Source organism: Loktanella fryxellensis (assembly GCF_900110065.1).
Classification (GTDB): domain Bacteria; phylum Pseudomonadota; class Alphaproteobacteria; order Rhodobacterales; family Rhodobacteraceae; genus Loktanella; species Loktanella fryxellensis.
Map to the genome: position 1 here is coordinate 17,944 of NZ_FOCI01000010.1, position 17,183 is coordinate 35,126.

Sequence of the window (17,183 nt, forward strand, 5' to 3'; positions counted from 1 at the left end):
ATACACCCCTGCGACGCGTGTCGCAAGGGTGTTGGGTGGTCAGCGGATCAGGGCCGCGTCGATGGCCACAGTCAGGGCATCGTCGGTGAACAACGACACGTCGAAGTCGTCGGCCAACTGGTTCGACGTGATCCCGCGCAGTTCGATCACCTGATCCAGGTTCGAGATCTGGGTGCCGCTGGCCGCTGTGTCCGCCAGCGACAGGCGCACATAGGTCACCGGTGTTCCGTCATCCAGCGTGTCATCCTCTAGCGTCACGTCGATGTCGTCGGTGGTGGGGGCGGGGCCGCCATTCTGTGCGGCAGGGTCAAAGGACAACTGAATGTCGAGCGTGTCGCGTCCGGGTTCGAAATCGGTGATGATGTTGACATCGCCGCTGACGTTGAAGGTATCCGCCTGCACGCCGCCGGTCATCGTCGTCCGCTCGGTCGTGGCCCACAGCGTGTCGTTTCCGGTGCCGCCGTCGAGCCGGTTGTTGCCGCCGGTATCGGTCAGTGTGTCGTTGCCCTGACCGCACAACAAACTGTCGTTGCCGTCAGAGATGGCGTCACGCGGGTTGTTGCCGTGCAGCGTGTCGTTGCCGGAACCACCATCCAGCACATCGTCGCCAGCATCGCCGTCGATGGTGTCGTCGCCGCCATTGCCGCTGAGCACATCGTTTCCGTCCTGCCCCATCAGCCTGTTGTCGCCATTGCCGGCCTGCACGATGTCGATGCCAGCCGTGCCCTCGTACCGGTCGTCGCCATCCGTCAGCAGACCTCCGTCGGGCCCGTCCGGCTGGTTCGGGCGGTCCGGCACGGTTTCGTCGTCGTCATTGTCGTCGTCACTGCCCCCGGCAAAGGCGAAGGCCAGCAGACCACCCAGCAACAAAGGTAATACGATCAGTTCCAATTTACCCACTCCACCCGCCGTTGTTTCCAAATCGGCGCTAATTTATTGATTAAGCTATGTTAATTGCGGACGCGGGGGAGGGGCGATTCTGTCAAGGCCCATCTCGCGCCGTCTGAAACAGGATCAGTCGTGTGCCACGGGACCGTGTCCCGCGCGCCCTTGTCCCCGCGACGGCCCCCGTGGCACTGTCGCGGCGCAAGGGGCAAGATCATGGAACCGACCGACGACGCGGCCACGCCGCAACTGGGTGATCTACTGGACGCCGGACAGGGGCTGATCGGGCAGGCCGAATCCTTTGTCATGGCCCTGTGGCGGCCGTGGGTCGGGTATCAGCTGCTGATCGCGCTGGGCCTGTTCGCCGTGGCGCATGTGGCGCGGATGGTGCTGGCCCCACGCCTGCACGACTGGATGCGCGCCCGAGAAGGCTGGCCAATGTGGCGCATCCGCTGGCTTGTGGTGCTGCACAAGCGGTTGCGGGCGATCATCTTCGTCGTGCTGATCTGGATCGTCATCTTCGTGATGCGGGAGGTCACATGGGCCAGCCGCACGTATCAGCTGGGGATCATCGCCAATCTGGCGACGGCGTGGCTGCTGATCGCTTTTGCCACCCGGTTGATCGCCAACCCCCTGCTGCGCAAGATCGTGCGGTATGGCGGCTGGGTCTGGGTCACGGTCAGCATCCTCGGGCTGACCGATCAGGTCGCGGGCGCGCTGGACAGTGCCGCCCTGTCGCTGGGCAACCTGCGGATCTCAGTGCTGATGGTGCTGCAGGCGGTCCTGATCGTCGGGGTTCTGTGGGCTGCGGCGCGGTTCCTGACGCGCAGCGCGCGGGGCCGCATTGCCGGCAATGCCGACATCAGCCCGTCGATGCAGGTGCTGGCGGTCAAGGCGATGCAGCTGGTGTTCTATGGCACCGCCGTCTTCATTGGGTTGAAGGCCATCGGCATCGACCTGACCGGCCTTGCGGTGCTGTCCGGTGCGATCGGCGTGGGCCTCGGCTTCGGTCTGCAAAAGGTGGTGTCGAACCTGGTGTCGGGCGTGATCCTGCTGCTGGACAAGTCGATCAAGCCCGGCGACGTGATCACCATCGGCGAGACGTTCGGCTGGATCAATGCGCTGGGCGCGCGATACGTCAGCATCACCACCCGCGACGGCAAGGAATACCTGATCCCGAACGAGGATCTGATCACAGGACAGGTGGTCAACTGGTCGCATTCCAACGATTTCGTGCGCCTCGACATTACCTTCGGCACGTCGTACGGCGATGACCCGCATCTGGTGCGCAAGGTCGCCATCGCCGCGGCCATGGCGGTGCCCCGCGTGCTGGAGCAGCGCCCGGCGGTCTGCCACATCACAGGCTTCGGGGACAGTTCGGTGGACTACATCCTGCGGTTCTGGATTTCCGACCCCACCGGCGGCCTGACCAACATCCGCGGCAACGTGTTTCTGGCGCTCTGGGATGCGTTCGCGGAGCACGGCATCTCGATCCCCTTCCCGCAGCGCGAGGTACGTGTGCTGGACCGGTCCACGCTGGCGATGCGGCGGGCGGCGGCCGCGGCAGAAAAGGATGTCACGCAGGTGTGAGATTTCCGGGGTGATTAAGGTTGAGTGGATGTGACGCCGCGTTACCTTGTCGCACGTGTTAACCAGTAATTCTGTCATGAGGATCTCCCCCATGCCAACGCATCCGACCACGCTTGCGCGCCTGCTGCGCACCACGGCGGCCACCGTCATCATCATGAGCGGCGCGACAGGCGCCTTTGCACAGGCCTTTACTGTCGGCGACGGTCCAACGCCTGGTGCCAACGGGGTGTCGGTGGGTTCCACGGCGACAGCGGAGGGCGCTGAAGGGATCGCCATCGGCAACGCCGCGGGCGCCAACAGCGAAGGCAGCATCGCCATCGGCAGCGACGGTGACACGACGACACCGTCAGACGGGACTGGCGCGCAGGCGACCGGCGTGGACGCCATCGCCATCGTGCGGATGCGGTTGCGGACAATACATCGACCACCGCAGTCGGCGGCGAGGCGGAAGCGCTTGGCCTCGGGTCCTCGGCTTTCGGCTGGCAGTCGTCCGCGACGGGCGCTTTCTCCAACGCCCTTCGCCATCAGGCGACGGCCAGCGGCGCGCAGGCCATCGCCATCGGCGAGGATTCGGTGGCAAGCGAATTCGGAACCGTTGCAATCGGGGGCAACGATGCTGATGGTCCGGGTGCTGGTGCTACGGCAACCGGCATCGATGCGGTCGCCATCGGGGCGGGGGCCACGGCAACCAACACGTCCACCACGACCGTGGGCGGCGAGTCCGATGCCTCTGGCCTCGGGTCCTCGGCTTTCGGCTGGCAGTCGGTCGCGACGGGTGCGTTCTCCAACGCGCTCGGCCATCAGGCCACGGCGTCCGGCGCACAAGCTATCGCCATCGGCGAAGATTCGGTTGCCGCCAGCGAAGGTGCCATCGCGATCGGTGGCAATGACGGCAACGGGCAGATGGCCGGTGCAAATGCAAATGGCGTCGATGCCATCGCATTCGGGGCAGGGGCGGTCGCTGACGGCAACTCCACCACCGCCGTAGGAGGTGAGTCCGCTGCAACCGGCCTCGGATCGAGCGCAATTGGCTGGCAGTCCGTCGCAAGCGGCGAACGCGCACAGGCGTTCGGTCATCTGGCCATCGCGAGCGGCACCCGGTCCACCGCCGTCGGTGAGAATGCCATCGCGTCGGGATCTGGTGCACTGTCGTTCGGCAATCTCAGCCGTGCGTCCGGCGACAACAGCATCGCCATCGGTGACGGCGCCGTCGCCGCGCGTGAGAATCAGGTCGTGGTCGGCAACAGCGCCAACACCTATACCCTGCCCGGCGTCACATCCGACGCCAGCCGCGAGGCGCAGTCGGGTGCCGTCCGTCTCGTCACCTCCGATGCGAATGGCAACCTTGCGGTGTCCGACACTGACGTCACCGCGTTCGCAAACATCGGACGGACCCTGTCGGAACAGGGCAGCGCCATTGCATCGCAAGCCGCGCAGATCTCGCGCAACACCAGCGACATCGCCGACAACCGCGAAGGGATCGCCATGGCGATGGCGCTGGATACACCCTATGTGCCGACAGACCGCGATTTCGCCGTGTAGGGCGGCCTTGGTGCCTTCGACGGCGCCACCGCGTTCGCCATGTCGGGGGCCTACCGCATGGATGCGAACACGCAGTTCGATGCGGGCATCACCTATGGCTTTGATCGCAACAAGGTCGGTGGCCGGATCGGCGTCAGCTACGCGTGGTAAGCCGCATCTCCCTTCACCAACGTCTGACGCCGTGGCTCCTTGCCACGGCGTTCGGCGCGGCGACCCTGGCCCCCGTCCGCGCGCAGGATACCCCGCAGATCGAACAGAGCTATGCGACGGCGCTGATCCGGGACGCCTTGCTGGCCGTGAACCATGCCAACTGGACCGGCAACTACACGACGTTGCGTGACTATGCATCCGACGCGTTCCATGACGCCAACACCGCGACGGACCTGTCCATACGTCTGCAACGGGTGCGCGACGAACGGCTCGACCTGTTGCCGGTGATGTCGGTCGAACCCGTCCTGCAGCGCAGCGACGTGTCGCTGGACCAGCGGATCATCCGCCTGTCGGGCTATTTTCCGCTGCAACCCCGGTCGATCACATTCGATCTGGAATTCGTGCGCGAGGACGACCGCTGGCTGATCTACGGTCTTGCCGTCGGCGCGTTCGAGACGCCGCCACGCGCCCCCGCCCCCGCGGCACAGGTTGACACGCCCGCGGCACAGGATTAACGCCCGCGCCTTCGGTTGTTGAAATGTGGGGCGTCACGTCTTAGGTTTCGATTATGCCTTGCACCGGGGCTATCCGTCCGGCGCCTATCATCGGAGGACGATGCACTGTCTCTTTCCACCTCGGCAGCCCATGCTGCCACCCCGGGGTCCCGCGCTGTGACGGCGCGCGCCTCTTACGACAGCGACCAGCTGTTGGACGCCATCCTGACATCGCTGGACGACGACAAGGCCGAAGAGGTCGTCAAGATCAACCTGCGCGGCAAGTCCGAGATGGGTGACTGGATGGTCATCGCGTCCGGCCGGTCCACGCGGCAGGTATCTGCCATGGCCGAAAAGCTGACCGATCGCCTGAAGACCGAGTTCGGTCTGGTCAGCAAGATCGAAGGTAAGGACATCGGCGACTGGGTCCTGATCGACACGGGCGACGTCATCGTCCACATCTTTCGCCCGGAAGTGCGCGAATTCTATCAGCTGGAAAAGATGTGGATGCCGGGATCGCAGGATTTCGCAACCATGGACGCGCACAAGGCCCCCTGATGCGTGTGCGGATCTGCGCCGTGGGCCGCCTGCGCGGCGGCCCCGAGGCGGCGCTGATCGCCGACTATCTGACCCGGTTCGACCGGACGGGCCGCGCGCTGGCCCTTGGTCCGGCCGAGATCGTCGAGGTCGACGACCGCAAGGGCGGCGGCATTGCCGGAGAGGCCGCGCTGCTGTCCCGCATTGTCCCCAACGGCGCGCTGATCTGCGTGCTGGACGAACGCGGGACGGTCATGAGTTCCCCCGACTTTGCGCAGATGCTGGCCCGCTGGCGCGATCAGGGGCCGCAGGACGTGGCCTTTGTCATCGGCGGTGCCGACGGCATCGATCCTGCCCTGCGTGCCCGCGCCGATGCGGCATTGTCGTTCGGGCGCATGGTCTGGCCGCACATGCTGGTGCGCGTGATGCTGACCGAGCAGTTGTATCGCGCGGCGTCAATCCTGTCAGGGTCACCCTATCACCGCGTGTGAAGCAGCCTCCGGCGGGAGTATTTCGTAAAAAGCGAGTGGCCGGCTAGAGCGCGGCGATGGCCTGCGCCACGGCAAGGCCCAGCGTGTGGTGCGCGTCGGCATCGTAATGGACACCGTCCTGCGGGCTGACGGCGATGTTCCGACCCGCGTTTAGAAAGCCCACGTGCCAGACGCGCGCGAGATCCGCATAGAGCGGTGCCAACCCCTGCGACCGCGCAGCACCACCGTGGAACACCTGCGCTATGGGCCCCTGTTCCAGCACCGGCGGCGGGCAGATCAGCAGGGTCCTGAATCCCCCATGCCGGGTCTGCATGACGTCACCGCAGGCGATGGCGAGCAGGCCAGCAATACCGGCAGCGATCCCCTCGGGCGTCAGGCCGAAATGCGCCTTGCAGTCGTTTGTGCCCAGCATCAGCGTCAGCACGTCGATGGGGCCGTGGCTCTCCAGCGCGATGCGCAGGCCGAGGTGGCCGTTCATGTGGGCGCCCATCTCCGGGTCTGTCACGGGGCAGGCGGTGCGGCCCGGCAACCCCTCCTCGATCAGGGTGCAGCCTGTCTGCGCAGCCATGATCTGCGGCCAGCGGATCGTCGCATCGTGGCGGGCATAAAGGCCGCGTGTGACGATCGGCGGCGTGCCGTGCGTGTTGCTGTCGCCAAAGGTGAGGATGGTCTGAGTCATGCGATCAGCCTAGGCAGGGGGGTGGTGCGGGGCAATCCCCCTTGGCCTTTGGTGCGACCGCCCACATATAGGGGGCAACCGCGCATCGAGGAGGAACGACATGCAGATTCTGGGCCAGACCCCCGCCAAGACCACGACCAGTGCGCATATCAAGGACGGCACCGATCAGGGCTTCATCGCAGATGTCGTCGAGATGTCGATGACCGTGCCGGTGATTGTCGATTTCTGGGCCGTCTGGTGCGGCCCCTGCAAGACGCTGGGCCCGGCGCTGGAGGCTGCTGTGACCAAGGCCGACGGCCGCGTGAAGCTGGTCAAGATCGACGTGGACAAGCATCCCGCCTATTCCGGCCAGCTGCGTGTGCAGTCGATCCCGACCGTCTATGCGTTCTGGCAGGGCCAGCCCGTCGACGGATTTCAGGGCGCGTTGCCGCCGTCCGAAGTGAATGCCTTCGTCGAAAAGGTCGCGGCCATGGCCGGTGCGCCCGACAACGGTCTGGCAGATGCAATCGCCGCAGCGCAGGAGATGCTGGACGAAGGCGCTGCCGCCGATGCTGCCGAAACCTTTGCCGCGATCCTGCAGGAGGACCCGGACAACGCCGCGGCCTATGCCGGGCTGATCGCCGCGCATCTGGCGCTGGGTGACGTGGATCAGGCCGAAGCGATCCTGAACGGCGCGCCCGCCGCGATCAGCACGGACCCCGCGCTGGAGGCGCTGGCCGCCCGCATCGCCCTGCTGCGCGAGGCCGAGACTGCCGGTCCCGTCGGAGAGCTGGAAGCGAAGCTGGCGGCCGATCCGGCCGATCACCAGACCCGGCTGGATCTGGCGACGGCCCTGCATGCGGCGGGCCGCAGCCAGGAAGCGGTCGATCATCTGCTGGATCTGTTCCGTCGCGACCGCGACTGGAACGAGGGTGCGGCAAAGACGCAGTTGTTCAAGGTTTTCGATGCCTTACCGCCGAAGGATCCGATCGTTCTGACCGGGCGGCGCAAACTGTCGTCGCTGATATTTGCCTGAGACGGCCTGCGGCCTAACTCAACCTCATGGCAACAATGACCGACCTTCCTGACACGATCCCGATCTTTCCGCTGCCCGGCGCATTGCTGCTGCCGCGGGCGCGTCTGCCGCTGCACATCTTCGAGCCGCGCTATCTGGCGATGATCGAGGATGCGATGAAGTCGCCGCAGCGCCTGATCGGGATGGTGCAACCCTATGACGCCCCCGGCACGGCGGGCAAGCTGCACAGCATCGGCTGTGCGGGGCGGATTGTCGGCTTTACCGAAACCGACGACGGTCGCTACATGATCACGCTCGCCGGCCGCTCGCGGTTCCGGGTGTCGGAAGAGGTCGAGGGGTTCACCCCCTATCGCCGCTGCAAGGTGAAATGGGCGGGGTTCGAGCGTGATCTGGGTCGCGTCGAGCATGACCCCGAGTTCGATCGCACCGTGTTCATGGATGCGCTGGGCCGCTTCTTTGCGGATCAGGGGCTGAAGACGGATTGGGACCAGTTGGGCGAGGCAGAGGACGAGTTGCTGATCAATTCGCTGTCCATGCTGTGCCCCTTCGCGCCCGAGGACAAGCAGGCCCTGCTGGAGGCGCCGAGCCTGTCCACCCGGCGCGAGACGCTGATGACGCTGATCGAGTTCGCCTTGCGCGGCGGCGACGACGAGGTGATGCAATGACCGAGGCCCTGTTCGATCCCCAGATGCTGGAGGCGCTGGTCTGTCCGCAGACCCAAGGCCCGCTGCGATACGATGCAGAAGCGCAGGAACTGATCAGCAAGGCGGCGCATCTGGCCTATCCGGTCCGTGACGGCATTCCCGTGATGCTGATCGACGAGGCGCGCCGGATCGAGGATTAGCGCATCAGGCGGGGCAATGCACCTGTCAGTCCAGCCGCCTCTCTGATGAAGCGGCGACGGACGGACGGCATGGCGTTGATCGCCCCCATCCCCAGATCGCGCAGTCCCCGCAACAGCGGGTTGTCGTTCGAAAACAGCCGGTTGAACGCATCCGTCGCCAAGGCCAGCCGGGTCGCATCACCCTTGCGCCAGTCTTGATAACGCGCAAGCGTGGTGACGCTTCCGATGTCCTCGCCGCGTTGACGCGCATCCTCCAGCACATGCGCGAGGGCTGCGACATCGCGCAGACCTGCGTTCAGGCCCTGGCCTGCGATGGGGTGGATGCCATGCGCCGCATCGCCCACCAGTGCCACGCGCGGGGCCGTCAGGCTGTCCGCCAGCGTCAGGCCCAGCGGATAGGACGACCGCGCCCCAACCAGTCGGATCTGCCCGAGGAACGATCCGAACGCCGGTTGCAGCGCCGCGAGGAAGGCGTCATCGTCCAGCGTCAGCAAAACGCGGGCGCGGTCGGCCTGCTCGCTCCAGACGATAGAGCTGCGGTTGCCCGTCAGCGGCAGGATCGCCAGCGGACCGCCGGGCATGAAGAACTGATGTGCGACGCCGTGGTGCGGCAGATCGTGTTCCACTGCGCAGACCACGGCGATCTGGTCGTAATCCCACTTGATCCGCCGGATGCCAGCGCGCTGGGCGGTGCCGCTTGTGCGCCCGTCGCAGCCGATCAGCAGGCGGGCAGACAGTATCTCGCCATCTGCCAGCGTCACCGAGACGCCGGAGGGGGTGACGTCCTGCGCGGTGACGCGGGTGCCGGTGCGGTGGGTGATCCGCGCGTCGGCAGTGACGGCGTCCAGCAGGGCGGCACGCAGGTGGCGATCCTCGACCAGCCAGCCCATCGGGCCTTCCTCGATCTCCGCATGGTCGAAATGCATCATCCACGGGCTGGCCCCCTCGCCGGGGCGGCCGTCCGTCACCTTGATGTCCAGCATCGGCTGGGCCCCTGCCTGCACGGCGTCCCAGACGCCGATGCCGCGCAGCAGGCGCATCGAGCCGTGGGCGATGGCATAGGCGCGCCCGTCGAAGTCACGGCTGCGGTGCGCGTCTGGCGTGACGGCGTCCAGCAGGGTGACGCGCAGGCCCGCATCGGCTGCGGCAAGGGCCATGACTGGACCGTTTAGCCCGCCGCCCACGATGATGATGTCGGTGTTGTCCATGGACTGACATATGGGCGCGGGCGCGGGATTGTCCATGCGGTGTGCGGTCGCTAGCCTGCCCGCCATAACGGAGAGGTGACGGTGATGGACGCTTGGCGCTGGATGACGGCCACGGATCTGGGGCAGGGGATCGCCGCCGGCGACATCGACCCGGTCGCGCTGACCGAGACGTATCTCGCCGCCATCGCTGCCCATCCGTATCGCGACCTGATCTATGTCCGCGTCACGCCCGACCGCGCGCTGGCAGAGGCGCAGGCGGCGTCGCTGCGTGCGCGGTCGGGTCTGCGGCGCGGCCCGCTGGACGGCGTGCCGGTCAGCTGGAAGGACCTGTTCGACACCGCTGGCGTGGGGACCGAAGCGGGGACGCGCCTGATGGCGGGCCGCGTGCCGGACCGGGACGCGGAAGTATTGCAGCGGGCGACGGCGGCGGGGCTGGTGTGCCTCGGCAAGACGCATCTGACCGAAATCGCGTTTTCCGGTCTCGGGCTGAACCCGATGACGGCCACGCCACCGCATCGCAGCGGCACCGACGTCGTGGCAGGCGGGTCGTCGTCGGGGGCTGCGGCGTCGGTGGTCTATGGCCTTGCTGCGGCGGGGATCGGGTCTGACACGGGCGGGTCGGTGCGGGTTCCTGCGGCGTGGAACGACATCGTGGGGTTCAAGACGACCCACGGTCGCCTGCCGCTGACCGGGGTGGTGCCGCTGTGCCAGACCTTCGACACGGTGGGGCCGCTGTGCCGGTCGGTGCAGGACGCCACGTCGCTGACGGCGGCGCTGGAGGGGTCGCGCGCCCCCGACCTGCGTGGACCGACCCCACCCGTGCAACTGGCGATCCTGCGCACCGTGGTGATGGACGACGTGACGGACGCGCCCCGGATGGCGTTCGACGCAGCGGTGGCGCGCCTGCGTGCGGCAGGGGCCAGCGTGACGGAGATCGAGATCCCCGACCTGACCCGTGCCTATGCCGTGACAGGCCCGCTTTATACCGCCGATGCCTGGGCGTGGTGGCGCGACCGGATCACCGCACAGCCGGATGCGATGTTCCCGCCCACCTACGACCGGGTTTCTGCGGGCGAACGGGTCAATGCCGCCGACTATATCGCCGGATGGGCCACGCTGCGCGCGGTGCGCGCGACCTATGCCGCTGCCACCTGCGCCTATGACGCCGTCATCATGCCGACCGTGCCCGGACTGCCCCCGCGGGTGCAGCGCCTGCTGGACGATCCCGACCACTACCGGACCGAAAACCTGCTGTGCCTGCGCAACACCCGCATGGCCAACCTGCTGGACCTGCCCGCCGTCACGCTGCCCACGGGCACGCCGTCCTGCGGGTTGATGCTGTGCGGGCATACCGGACAGGACGACCGCCTGCTGCGCACGGCGGCCTGGGCGGAACGGGCGCTGGACGTGCCAAACTGACTCAAATGCCACAATTTCGCTGCAAGCCCCTGATAATCCGGGCCGTCCCGCTGGACAGACGCGGCCCCCTGCCGCTACTCTGGCATCCAAGCGGGGCGCGTCACGATCCCGCAAGAGGCAGCGATGAATTTTCCCCAGCGGTTCTCCAACCTTCCGGTTGCGACATGGCCCCGTTTGCGCGGGCTGCTGGATGCCGTTCCGCCGGGCGATACGCCCATCAACATGACCATCGGCGACCCGCAGCACCCCATGCCGCACTTCCTGGCCGCGGCGATGGGTCAGCAGATGGCTGGCTTCGGCGGCTATCCCAACAACGACGGCACGCCCGCGCTTCTGGATGCGATCACCCGCTGGCTGCAGCGCCGTTACGGCGTCACCATCGCCGCCGATCAGGTCATGGCCCTGAATGGCACGCGCGAGGGGCTCTACAACGCCGCCATGGCCCTGTGCCCCGAGGACAAGGGCGGCAGGACTCCCGTCATCCTGACGCCCAACCCGTTCTATCAGGTCTATGCGGTAGGCGCCCTGTCCGTGGGCGCCGAACCCGTCTATCTGCCCGCCACGCTGGCGACGGGGCATCTGCCGGATTTCGAGGGCGTGGCCACCGAAGTGCTGGACCGCACCGCCATCGCCTACATCTGCTCGCCCGCGAACCCACAGGGCGCGGTGGCGTCCGAGGATTACTGGCGCACCCTGATCGGTCTGGCCGAAAAGCACGACTTCAAGATCTTCGCCGACGAATGCTATGCCGAGATCTATCGCGACGCCCCCCCGCCGGGTGCCTTGCAGGTGGCACAGGCCATGGGTGCCGACCCGGAGCGTGTGGTGGTGTTCCATTCGCTGTCGAAACGCTCGAACCTTGCCGGTCTGCGGTCCGGCTTCTGTGCCTCCGGCCCGCGCAACATCGCCGCGATCCGCGCCCTGCGGGCCTATGCGGGTGCGCCGCTGCCCGGCCCGGTGCAGGCGGTGTCGGCGTTGGTCTGGGACGACGAGGATCATGTGACTGCGTCCCGCGCGCTTTATGCGGAGAAGTTCGCCATCGCCGACCGCATCCTTGGCAACGTGCCGGGTTACGTCAGCCCACCTGCGGGGTTCTTTTTGTGGTTGCCGGTGCAGGACGGCGAGGCATCCGCCCTGCGCCTGTGGCAGCGGACCGGCGTGCGGACCCTGCCGGGGGCCTATCTGTCGCGCGATGTGGACGGTGAAAATCCCGGTGCCGATTATATCCGGGTGGCCCTGTGCGGCCCGAGAGACGACGTGGAACGCGGTCTGATCCGCTTGCGCGACACGCTTTATCAGTGAGGAACGGCAGAATGGCATCTTATCAGACCCGGCACCGCGACCCCTTGCTCGACAGCGAAACGCAGGCAGCACTTGAGCGTCGCAGCAAGGAATTGCTGGGCATCGCCCTGATCGTCGTGGGTCTGATCGCGGCGATGGTCTTCTTCAGCTATTCGCCGACCGACCCGTCGTGGATTTCCGCCAGCGACGCGCCGGTGCAGAACTGGCTCGGCCTGTTCGGGGCCGCTACTGCCGCACCGCTGATGATGATCGTGGGCAAGGGCATCTGGGCACTGCCGCTGGTGCTGATTGGCTGGGGCGCGCGCTATGTCCTGCACCGTGGGTCGGAACGCGCGCTGGGCCGCGTGGTCTATGTGCCGGTGGTGATCGCGGTGGCCTCGCTCTATGCCGCGTCGGTCCCGCGCGGCGACGACTGGCCCGCGAGTTTCGGTATGGGCGGTCTGTTCGGCGACACGCTGCTCGGGCAGGCACTGCTGATCCTGCCCTTGGGGCCGGTGGTCGGCGTCAAACTGCTGTCGCTGCTGCTGGGGGCCGCGACCGTGGCGCTCATGGCGTTCGCGCTGGGCTTCACCCGGCCAGAGCTGCGCATTGCCGGGCGTTTCGTGCTGCTGGGCGCGGTGATGCTCTATGACATGGCGCTGCGGGCGGCGGGGCAGGGCACCGCGCGCGCAACGCAAGCGGCGATCAGCGCGCGCGGCAACATCGCCGCGCGGATGGCCGACCGGGCCGACGCCCGCGCGACCCGCGCGGTGGCGCAGCCCGCGCTGACCGCGCCTGTGGCGATGCCGGGCATGAAGCCCGCGCAGCGCATGACCGCCATGCCGACCCCCGCGCTGCACGATCCGCAGCGCAAGATGCCCCCCATCATCCGCGCCGACGGCAACGTGTCGCGCACGGCGCCAGAGCTAGAGTTGATCGACGACTTCGACGATGCCGCCCCGATGCCCGCCCGCCGCATGCCCGGTGGCGCCGCAGCCGCGCCGCGCGCGATACCGGAACCTGAACTGGTCGAGGTGCCGGACATGGACCACGACGTGGCCGCCCCCGCCCCCGACCGCGTGCGCAGCCGCATCAGCGACGCGATCAAGGCGCGCATCCTGCCCGGAGCAACGCCCGCAGCAGCGGCACCCCACCCGGTCACGGGTGTCCGCATCGAACCCGCCCTGACCGCCGGCAAGGGGCCGCGCCCGCTGATCCTGCCGCAGGTCGCCCCCTTGATGCCGGCGCCCGCGATGATCGAGCCTGCGTTCGATGAGCCCGCCTTCGCGGACGACGACTGGGCCGACGACGCCCCCATGCTGGCCGACGACATGGACGAAGACGCGGCGCCCGTCGTCTATCAGCGCGCACCTGTGGCCGACGTGCCCGCCCTGACCGCCACACCGCTGTTCGACCCGGACGCGCCCGCCCCGCGCCCGACGATCCCCCTTGTCGCCCCGCGCAAGGCCGTGGTGCAGCATGGCATGGCCCGCACGCCCGCCCCCAGCAAGCAAGCCAAGGCCGAAGCGCAGCCGTCCCTGACGTTCGAGGAAAAATACGCCGCCTACCAACATCCGCCGCTCAGCCTGCTGACCAATCCGTCGGAGGTGCAGCGCCATGTCCTGTCCGACGAGGCGCTGGAACAGAACGCGCGGATGCTGGAATCCGTGCTCGACGACTATGGCGTCAAGGGCGAGATCGTCAGCGTCCGCCCGGGTCCCGTTGTGACGATGTACGAACTCGAACCCGCACCGGGGCTGAAGGCCAGCCGCGTGATCGGTCTGGCCGACGACATCGCGCGCAGCATGTCGGCGCTCTCCGCCCGCGTGTCCACCGTGCCGGGGCGCACGGTGATCGGCATCGAGTTGCCGAACGAGAACCGGGAAAAGGTCGTCTTGCGCGAAATCCTGTCGGCCCGCGACTTCGGCGACAGCAACATGAAGCTGCCGCTGGCGCTGGGCAAGGACATCGGCGGCCAGCCGATCATCGCCAACCTCGCCAAGATGCCTCACCTGCTGATCGCCGGCACCACCGGGTCCGGTAAATCCGTCGCCATCAACACCATGATCCTGTCGCTGCTCTACAAGCTGACGCCGGAAGAATGCCGGATGATCATGATCGACCCCAAGATGCTGGAACTTTCCGTCTACGACGGCATCCCGCACCTGCTGTCCCCTGTCGTCACCGACCCCAAAAAGGCCGTCGTCGCCCTTAAATGGGTCGTGGGAGAGATGGAGGAGCGTTATCGCAAGATGTCCAAGATGGGCGTGCGCAACATCGACGGTTACAACGGCCGGGTGAAGGAAGCGCTGGCCAACGACGAATTGTTCAGCCGCACCGTGCAGACCGGCTTCGATGACGAGACCGGAGAGCCGGTGTTCGAGACCGACGAGTTCAAGCCCGAAGTCCTGCCCTACATCGTCGTCATCGTGGACGAGATGGCCGATCTGATGATGGTCGCGGGCAAGGAGATCGAGGCTTGCATCCAGCGTCTGGCGCAGATGGCGCGTGCATCGGGCATCCACCTGATCATGGCGACGCAGCGCCCGTCCGTCGACGTCATCACCGGCACGATCAAGGCGAACTTCCCCACACGGATCAGCTTTCAGGTCACCTCAAAGATCGACAGCCGCACGATCCTGGGCGAGATGGGGGCCGAACAGTTGCTCGGCATGGGTGACATGCTCTACATGGCGGGCGGGTCCAAGGTGACGCGCGTGCATGGCCCCTTCTGTTCGGACGAAGAGGTCGAGGAAATCGTCAACTACCTCAAGGGCTTCGGTCCGCCCGAATACATGTCGGGCGTCATCGAAGGGCCGACCGACGACGGCGAGTCCAGCATCGACGCGGTGCTGGGTCTGGGCGACGGGTCCGATCTGGAAAACGCGCTTTACGACACCGCCGTGGCTATCGTCATCAAGGACCGCAAGTGTTCGACCAGCTACATCCAGCGCAAGCTGGCGATCGGCTACAACAAGGCCGCGCGTCTGGTCGAGCAGATGGAGGACGAGGGCGTCGTGAGCCCCGCAAACCACGTCGGCAAGCGCGAGATCCTCGTGCCGGAGCAGCACTGACGCCAGCCCCCCTCCGGGCTTCTTCTGGTCGGAAATATCCTCGGGGGGACGGCGCAGCCGGGGGGGCAGAAAGCCCCCCTGCCACGCCTGCCCATCACACCGCCTTGCGCACCTGCGCGATCGGGTGTCCAACGGTTGCGCAACAGGGAACGCAGCCATGACAGACCACTACACCCCCACCGGCGGCCTGCCGCCGCAGACTGCCCTTCTGACCGACCGCGCCGTGTTCACCGACAGCTATGCGGTGATCCCGAAGGGCACGCTGCGCGACATCACCACCAGTCTGCTGCCGCACTGGACGGGGATGCGGATGTGGGTGATCGCGCGGCCCATGACGGGATTTTCGGAAACCTTCAGCCATTACATCGCGGAACTGTCCCCCGGCGGCGGCAGCACCGCGCCAGAGGGGGATGCGACCGCGCAGGCCGTGCTGTTCGTCGTGTCGGGCCATGCGGAGCTGACGATCGCTGGCCAGACGCACCTGCTGTTCCCCGGCTCCTACGCCTACCTGCCCGCTGGCACCGACTGGACCATCGCCAACGATCATGACGCACCCTGTACGTTCCACTGGATCCGCAAGGCCTATGTCGCGGTGCCGGGCATCGCTGCGCCACGCCCCTTCGTGACGCAAGAGGCGGATGCGACCACCGTAGCCATGCCGGGCACCGAGGGCGCATGGTCCACGACGCGCTTCGTCGATCCCACGGACGTGGCGCACGACATGCACGTGAACATCGTGAACTTCCTGCCGGGCGGCACGATCCCCTTCATGGAAACGCACGTGATGGAACACGGCCTCTACGTGTTGCAGGGCAAGGCGGTCTATCGTCTGAACCGCGACTGGGTCGAGGTCGAGGCGGGCGACTACATGTGGCTGCGCGCCTTCTGCCCGCAGGCCTGCTATGCGGGCGGGCCGGGACCGTTCCGCTATCTGCTCTACAAGGACGTGAACCGGCACATGCCGCTGACGCTGCGCTGATGCGTGTCCTGGTCAACGGGTTCGGTCGGATCGGACGCACGATCCTGCGGCAGTTGCTGACCACGCGCACGGACAGCGGCATCACCGTCGCCGGCATCAACGACATCGCCCCGCTGGACATGTGCGCCTACCTCTTCGCCTACGACAGCGTGTTCGGCCCCTATCCCGGGGTGGTCGGACAGGCGGACGGGTACCTGATGATTGACGGTGCGACGATCCCCGTCAGCCACGCGGCGGATTTGTCCACCCTCGATCTGCGGTGCATCGACCTCGTCCTTGACTGCACGGGCATCGCACGGACCGCCGACATCGCGGCTCGGGGATTGGCGGCTGGCGCGGGTGCGGTACTGATCTCCGGCCCGTCACCGGCGGCGGAGGTGACGGTGGTGCTGGGCGCGAACGACGCGGATCTGGGCGACGCGCGGATCGTGTCGAACGCCAGTTGCACGACCAACGCGCTGGCGCCGTTGCTGCGCCATCTGGATACGGCTTTGGGTGTAGTGGCGGGGCACATGACGACGATCCACTGCTATACCTCCAGCCAGCCGATGACCGACGCGCCGCGCGGGGATTTCGCCCGCAGCCGCGCGGGCGCACTGTCGATGGTGCCGACGACGACCAGCGCGGCGGCCCTCGTGACGCAGGTATTGCCGCATCTGGCAGGACGGCTGACCGCATCCGCTGTGCGCGTGCCGGTCGCCAGCGTGTCGGCGATCGACCTGACCGCGACGGTGGACCGGGCCGTGACCACGGAAGGCTTTCGCGACCTGCTGGCTGCTGCCGATCCCGCGCTGATCGGCACCACGGCGCTGCCGCTGGTGTCGAGCGACCTGCGGGGGCGGCCCGAATCGCTGATCGTGGCCCTGCCGGAGTGTTTCGCGACTACGCCGCATCAGATCAGGGTGTTCGGCTGGTACGACAACGAGTGGGGGTTTTCAGCGCGCATGATCGACATGGCGGTGCGCATGGGCCACCGTTGAGGGGGGCTGTCTGCC

At 67.0% G+C, this 17,183-nt stretch carries 17 protein-coding genes and 1 pseudogene; 15 read left to right on the top strand and 3 right to left on the bottom strand.

Going from position 1 to position 17,183, the window contains the following annotated elements; all coding sequences use genetic code 11:
- Positions 1-39: 39 nt before the first annotated feature.
- On the bottom strand, positions 40-900 hold the full coding sequence (locus BMX16_RS09210; protein WP_143058009.1) for a calcium-binding protein: 861 nt from the start codon (positions 898-900) through the stop codon (positions 40-42).
- 201 nt (positions 901-1,101) lie between these two features.
- On the opposite strand from BMX16_RS09210, the gene BMX16_RS09215 reads away from it, so the two are divergent.
- The 7 genes and pseudogenes from BMX16_RS09215 (at position 1,102) to rlmH (ending at position 5,689) form a co-directional block, all read left to right on the top strand.
- A complete protein-coding gene (locus tag BMX16_RS09215) occupies positions 1,102-2,475 on the top strand; it encodes a mechanosensitive ion channel family protein (RefSeq protein ID WP_089902137.1) in 1,374 nt (457 codons plus the stop codon).
- 420 nt (positions 2,476-2,895) lie between these two features.
- A pseudogene (locus BMX16_RS18340) lies at positions 2,896-3,075 on the top strand (hypothetical protein); the annotation flags it as partial.
- Positions 3,049-4,017: a hypothetical protein gene (locus BMX16_RS09220; RefSeq protein WP_089902140.1), complete on the top strand. Its 969-nt coding sequence runs from the start codon at positions 3,049-3,051 to the stop codon at positions 4,015-4,017. The pseudogene BMX16_RS18340 and the gene BMX16_RS09220, both read left to right, overlap by 27 nt.
- A 57-nt stretch (positions 4,018-4,074) precedes the next feature.
- Positions 4,075-4,167: a hypothetical protein gene (locus BMX16_RS09225; protein ID WP_245731454.1), complete on the top strand. Its 93-nt coding sequence runs from the start codon at positions 4,075-4,077 to the stop codon at positions 4,165-4,167.
- Positions 4,161-4,682 (top strand): hypothetical protein, encoded by a 522-nt coding sequence (locus tag BMX16_RS09230; RefSeq protein ID WP_089902147.1) that lies wholly within the window; start codon positions 4,161-4,163, stop codon positions 4,680-4,682. The genes BMX16_RS09225 and BMX16_RS09230 overlap by 7 nt, the downstream gene beginning before the upstream one ends.
- A 156-nt stretch (positions 4,683-4,838) precedes the next feature.
- Entirely contained in the window at positions 4,839-5,219 is a 381-nt protein-coding gene (rsfS, locus tag BMX16_RS09235) for a ribosome silencing factor (RefSeq protein ID WP_245731457.1), read from the top strand.
- The gene (gene rlmH / locus BMX16_RS09240) at positions 5,219-5,689 is read left to right on the top strand and encodes a 23S rRNA (pseudouridine(1915)-N(3))-methyltransferase RlmH (RefSeq protein ID WP_089902149.1); all 471 of its coding nucleotides are present in this window, start codon (positions 5,219-5,221) and stop codon (positions 5,687-5,689) included. Before rsfS ends, rlmH begins: the two co-directional genes overlap by 1 nt.
- 43 nt (positions 5,690-5,732) lie before the next feature.
- Here rlmH and BMX16_RS09245 read toward each other — a convergent pair whose 3' ends face one another.
- The gene (locus BMX16_RS09245) at positions 5,733-6,368 is read right to left on the bottom strand and encodes a GDSL-type esterase/lipase family protein (RefSeq protein WP_089902152.1); all 636 of its coding nucleotides are present in this window, start codon (positions 6,366-6,368) and stop codon (positions 5,733-5,735) included.
- Positions 6,369-6,468: 100 nt separating this feature from the next.
- Between BMX16_RS09245 and BMX16_RS09250 the strand changes: the two genes are divergently transcribed.
- From BMX16_RS09250 to BMX16_RS09260, 3 genes are read left to right on the top strand one after another with little or no spacing between them, the layout of a single operon-like run.
- Entirely contained in the window at positions 6,469-7,383 is a 915-nt protein-coding gene (locus tag BMX16_RS09250) for a thioredoxin family protein (RefSeq protein WP_089902155.1), read from the top strand.
- Between the two features lie 26 nt (positions 7,384-7,409).
- Positions 7,410-8,048, top strand: coding sequence for an LON peptidase substrate-binding domain-containing protein (locus BMX16_RS09255; protein WP_089902158.1), 639 nt, complete (start codon positions 7,410-7,412; stop codon positions 8,046-8,048).
- A complete protein-coding gene (locus BMX16_RS09260; protein ID WP_089902161.1) occupies positions 8,045-8,227 on the top strand; it encodes a Trm112 family protein in 183 nt (60 codons plus the stop codon). The genes BMX16_RS09255 and BMX16_RS09260 overlap by 4 nt, the downstream gene beginning before the upstream one ends.
- Here BMX16_RS09260 and BMX16_RS09265 read toward each other — a convergent pair.
- Positions 8,224-9,471: a UbiH/UbiF/VisC/COQ6 family ubiquinone biosynthesis hydroxylase gene (locus BMX16_RS09265; protein WP_089902164.1), complete on the bottom strand. Its 1,248-nt coding sequence runs from the start codon at positions 9,469-9,471 to the stop codon at positions 8,224-8,226. The two genes, BMX16_RS09260 and BMX16_RS09265, sit on opposite strands and share 4 nt — an antisense overlap.
- A gap of 48 nt (positions 9,472-9,519) precedes the next feature.
- Between BMX16_RS09265 and BMX16_RS09270 the strand changes: the two genes are divergently transcribed.
- From BMX16_RS09270 to BMX16_RS09290, 5 genes are all read left to right on the top strand, one after another.
- The gene (locus tag BMX16_RS09270; protein WP_089902167.1) at positions 9,520-10,854 is read left to right on the top strand and encodes an amidase; all 1,335 of its coding nucleotides are present in this window, start codon (positions 9,520-9,522) and stop codon (positions 10,852-10,854) included.
- Between the two features lie 123 nt (positions 10,855-10,977).
- On the top strand, positions 10,978-12,156 hold the full coding sequence (locus BMX16_RS09275) for an aminotransferase class I/II-fold pyridoxal phosphate-dependent enzyme (RefSeq protein ID WP_089902169.1): 1,179 nt from the start codon (positions 10,978-10,980) through the stop codon (positions 12,154-12,156).
- 11 nt (positions 12,157-12,167) lie between these two features.
- On the top strand, positions 12,168-15,209 hold the full coding sequence (locus BMX16_RS09280) for a DNA translocase FtsK (protein ID WP_089902172.1): 3,042 nt from the start codon (positions 12,168-12,170) through the stop codon (positions 15,207-15,209).
- A gap of 157 nt (positions 15,210-15,366) precedes the next feature.
- Positions 15,367-16,188 carry a bifunctional allantoicase/(S)-ureidoglycine aminohydrolase gene (locus BMX16_RS09285; RefSeq protein WP_089902175.1) on the top strand — a complete coding sequence of 274 codons (822 nt, stop codon included), beginning with the start codon at positions 15,367-15,369 and terminating at the stop codon, positions 16,186-16,188.
- A complete protein-coding gene (locus BMX16_RS09290) occupies positions 16,188-17,168 on the top strand; it encodes a type I glyceraldehyde-3-phosphate dehydrogenase (protein ID WP_089902178.1) in 981 nt (326 codons plus the stop codon). The genes BMX16_RS09285 and BMX16_RS09290 overlap by 1 nt, the downstream gene beginning before the upstream one ends.
- Positions 17,169-17,183 lie beyond the last annotated feature (15 nt).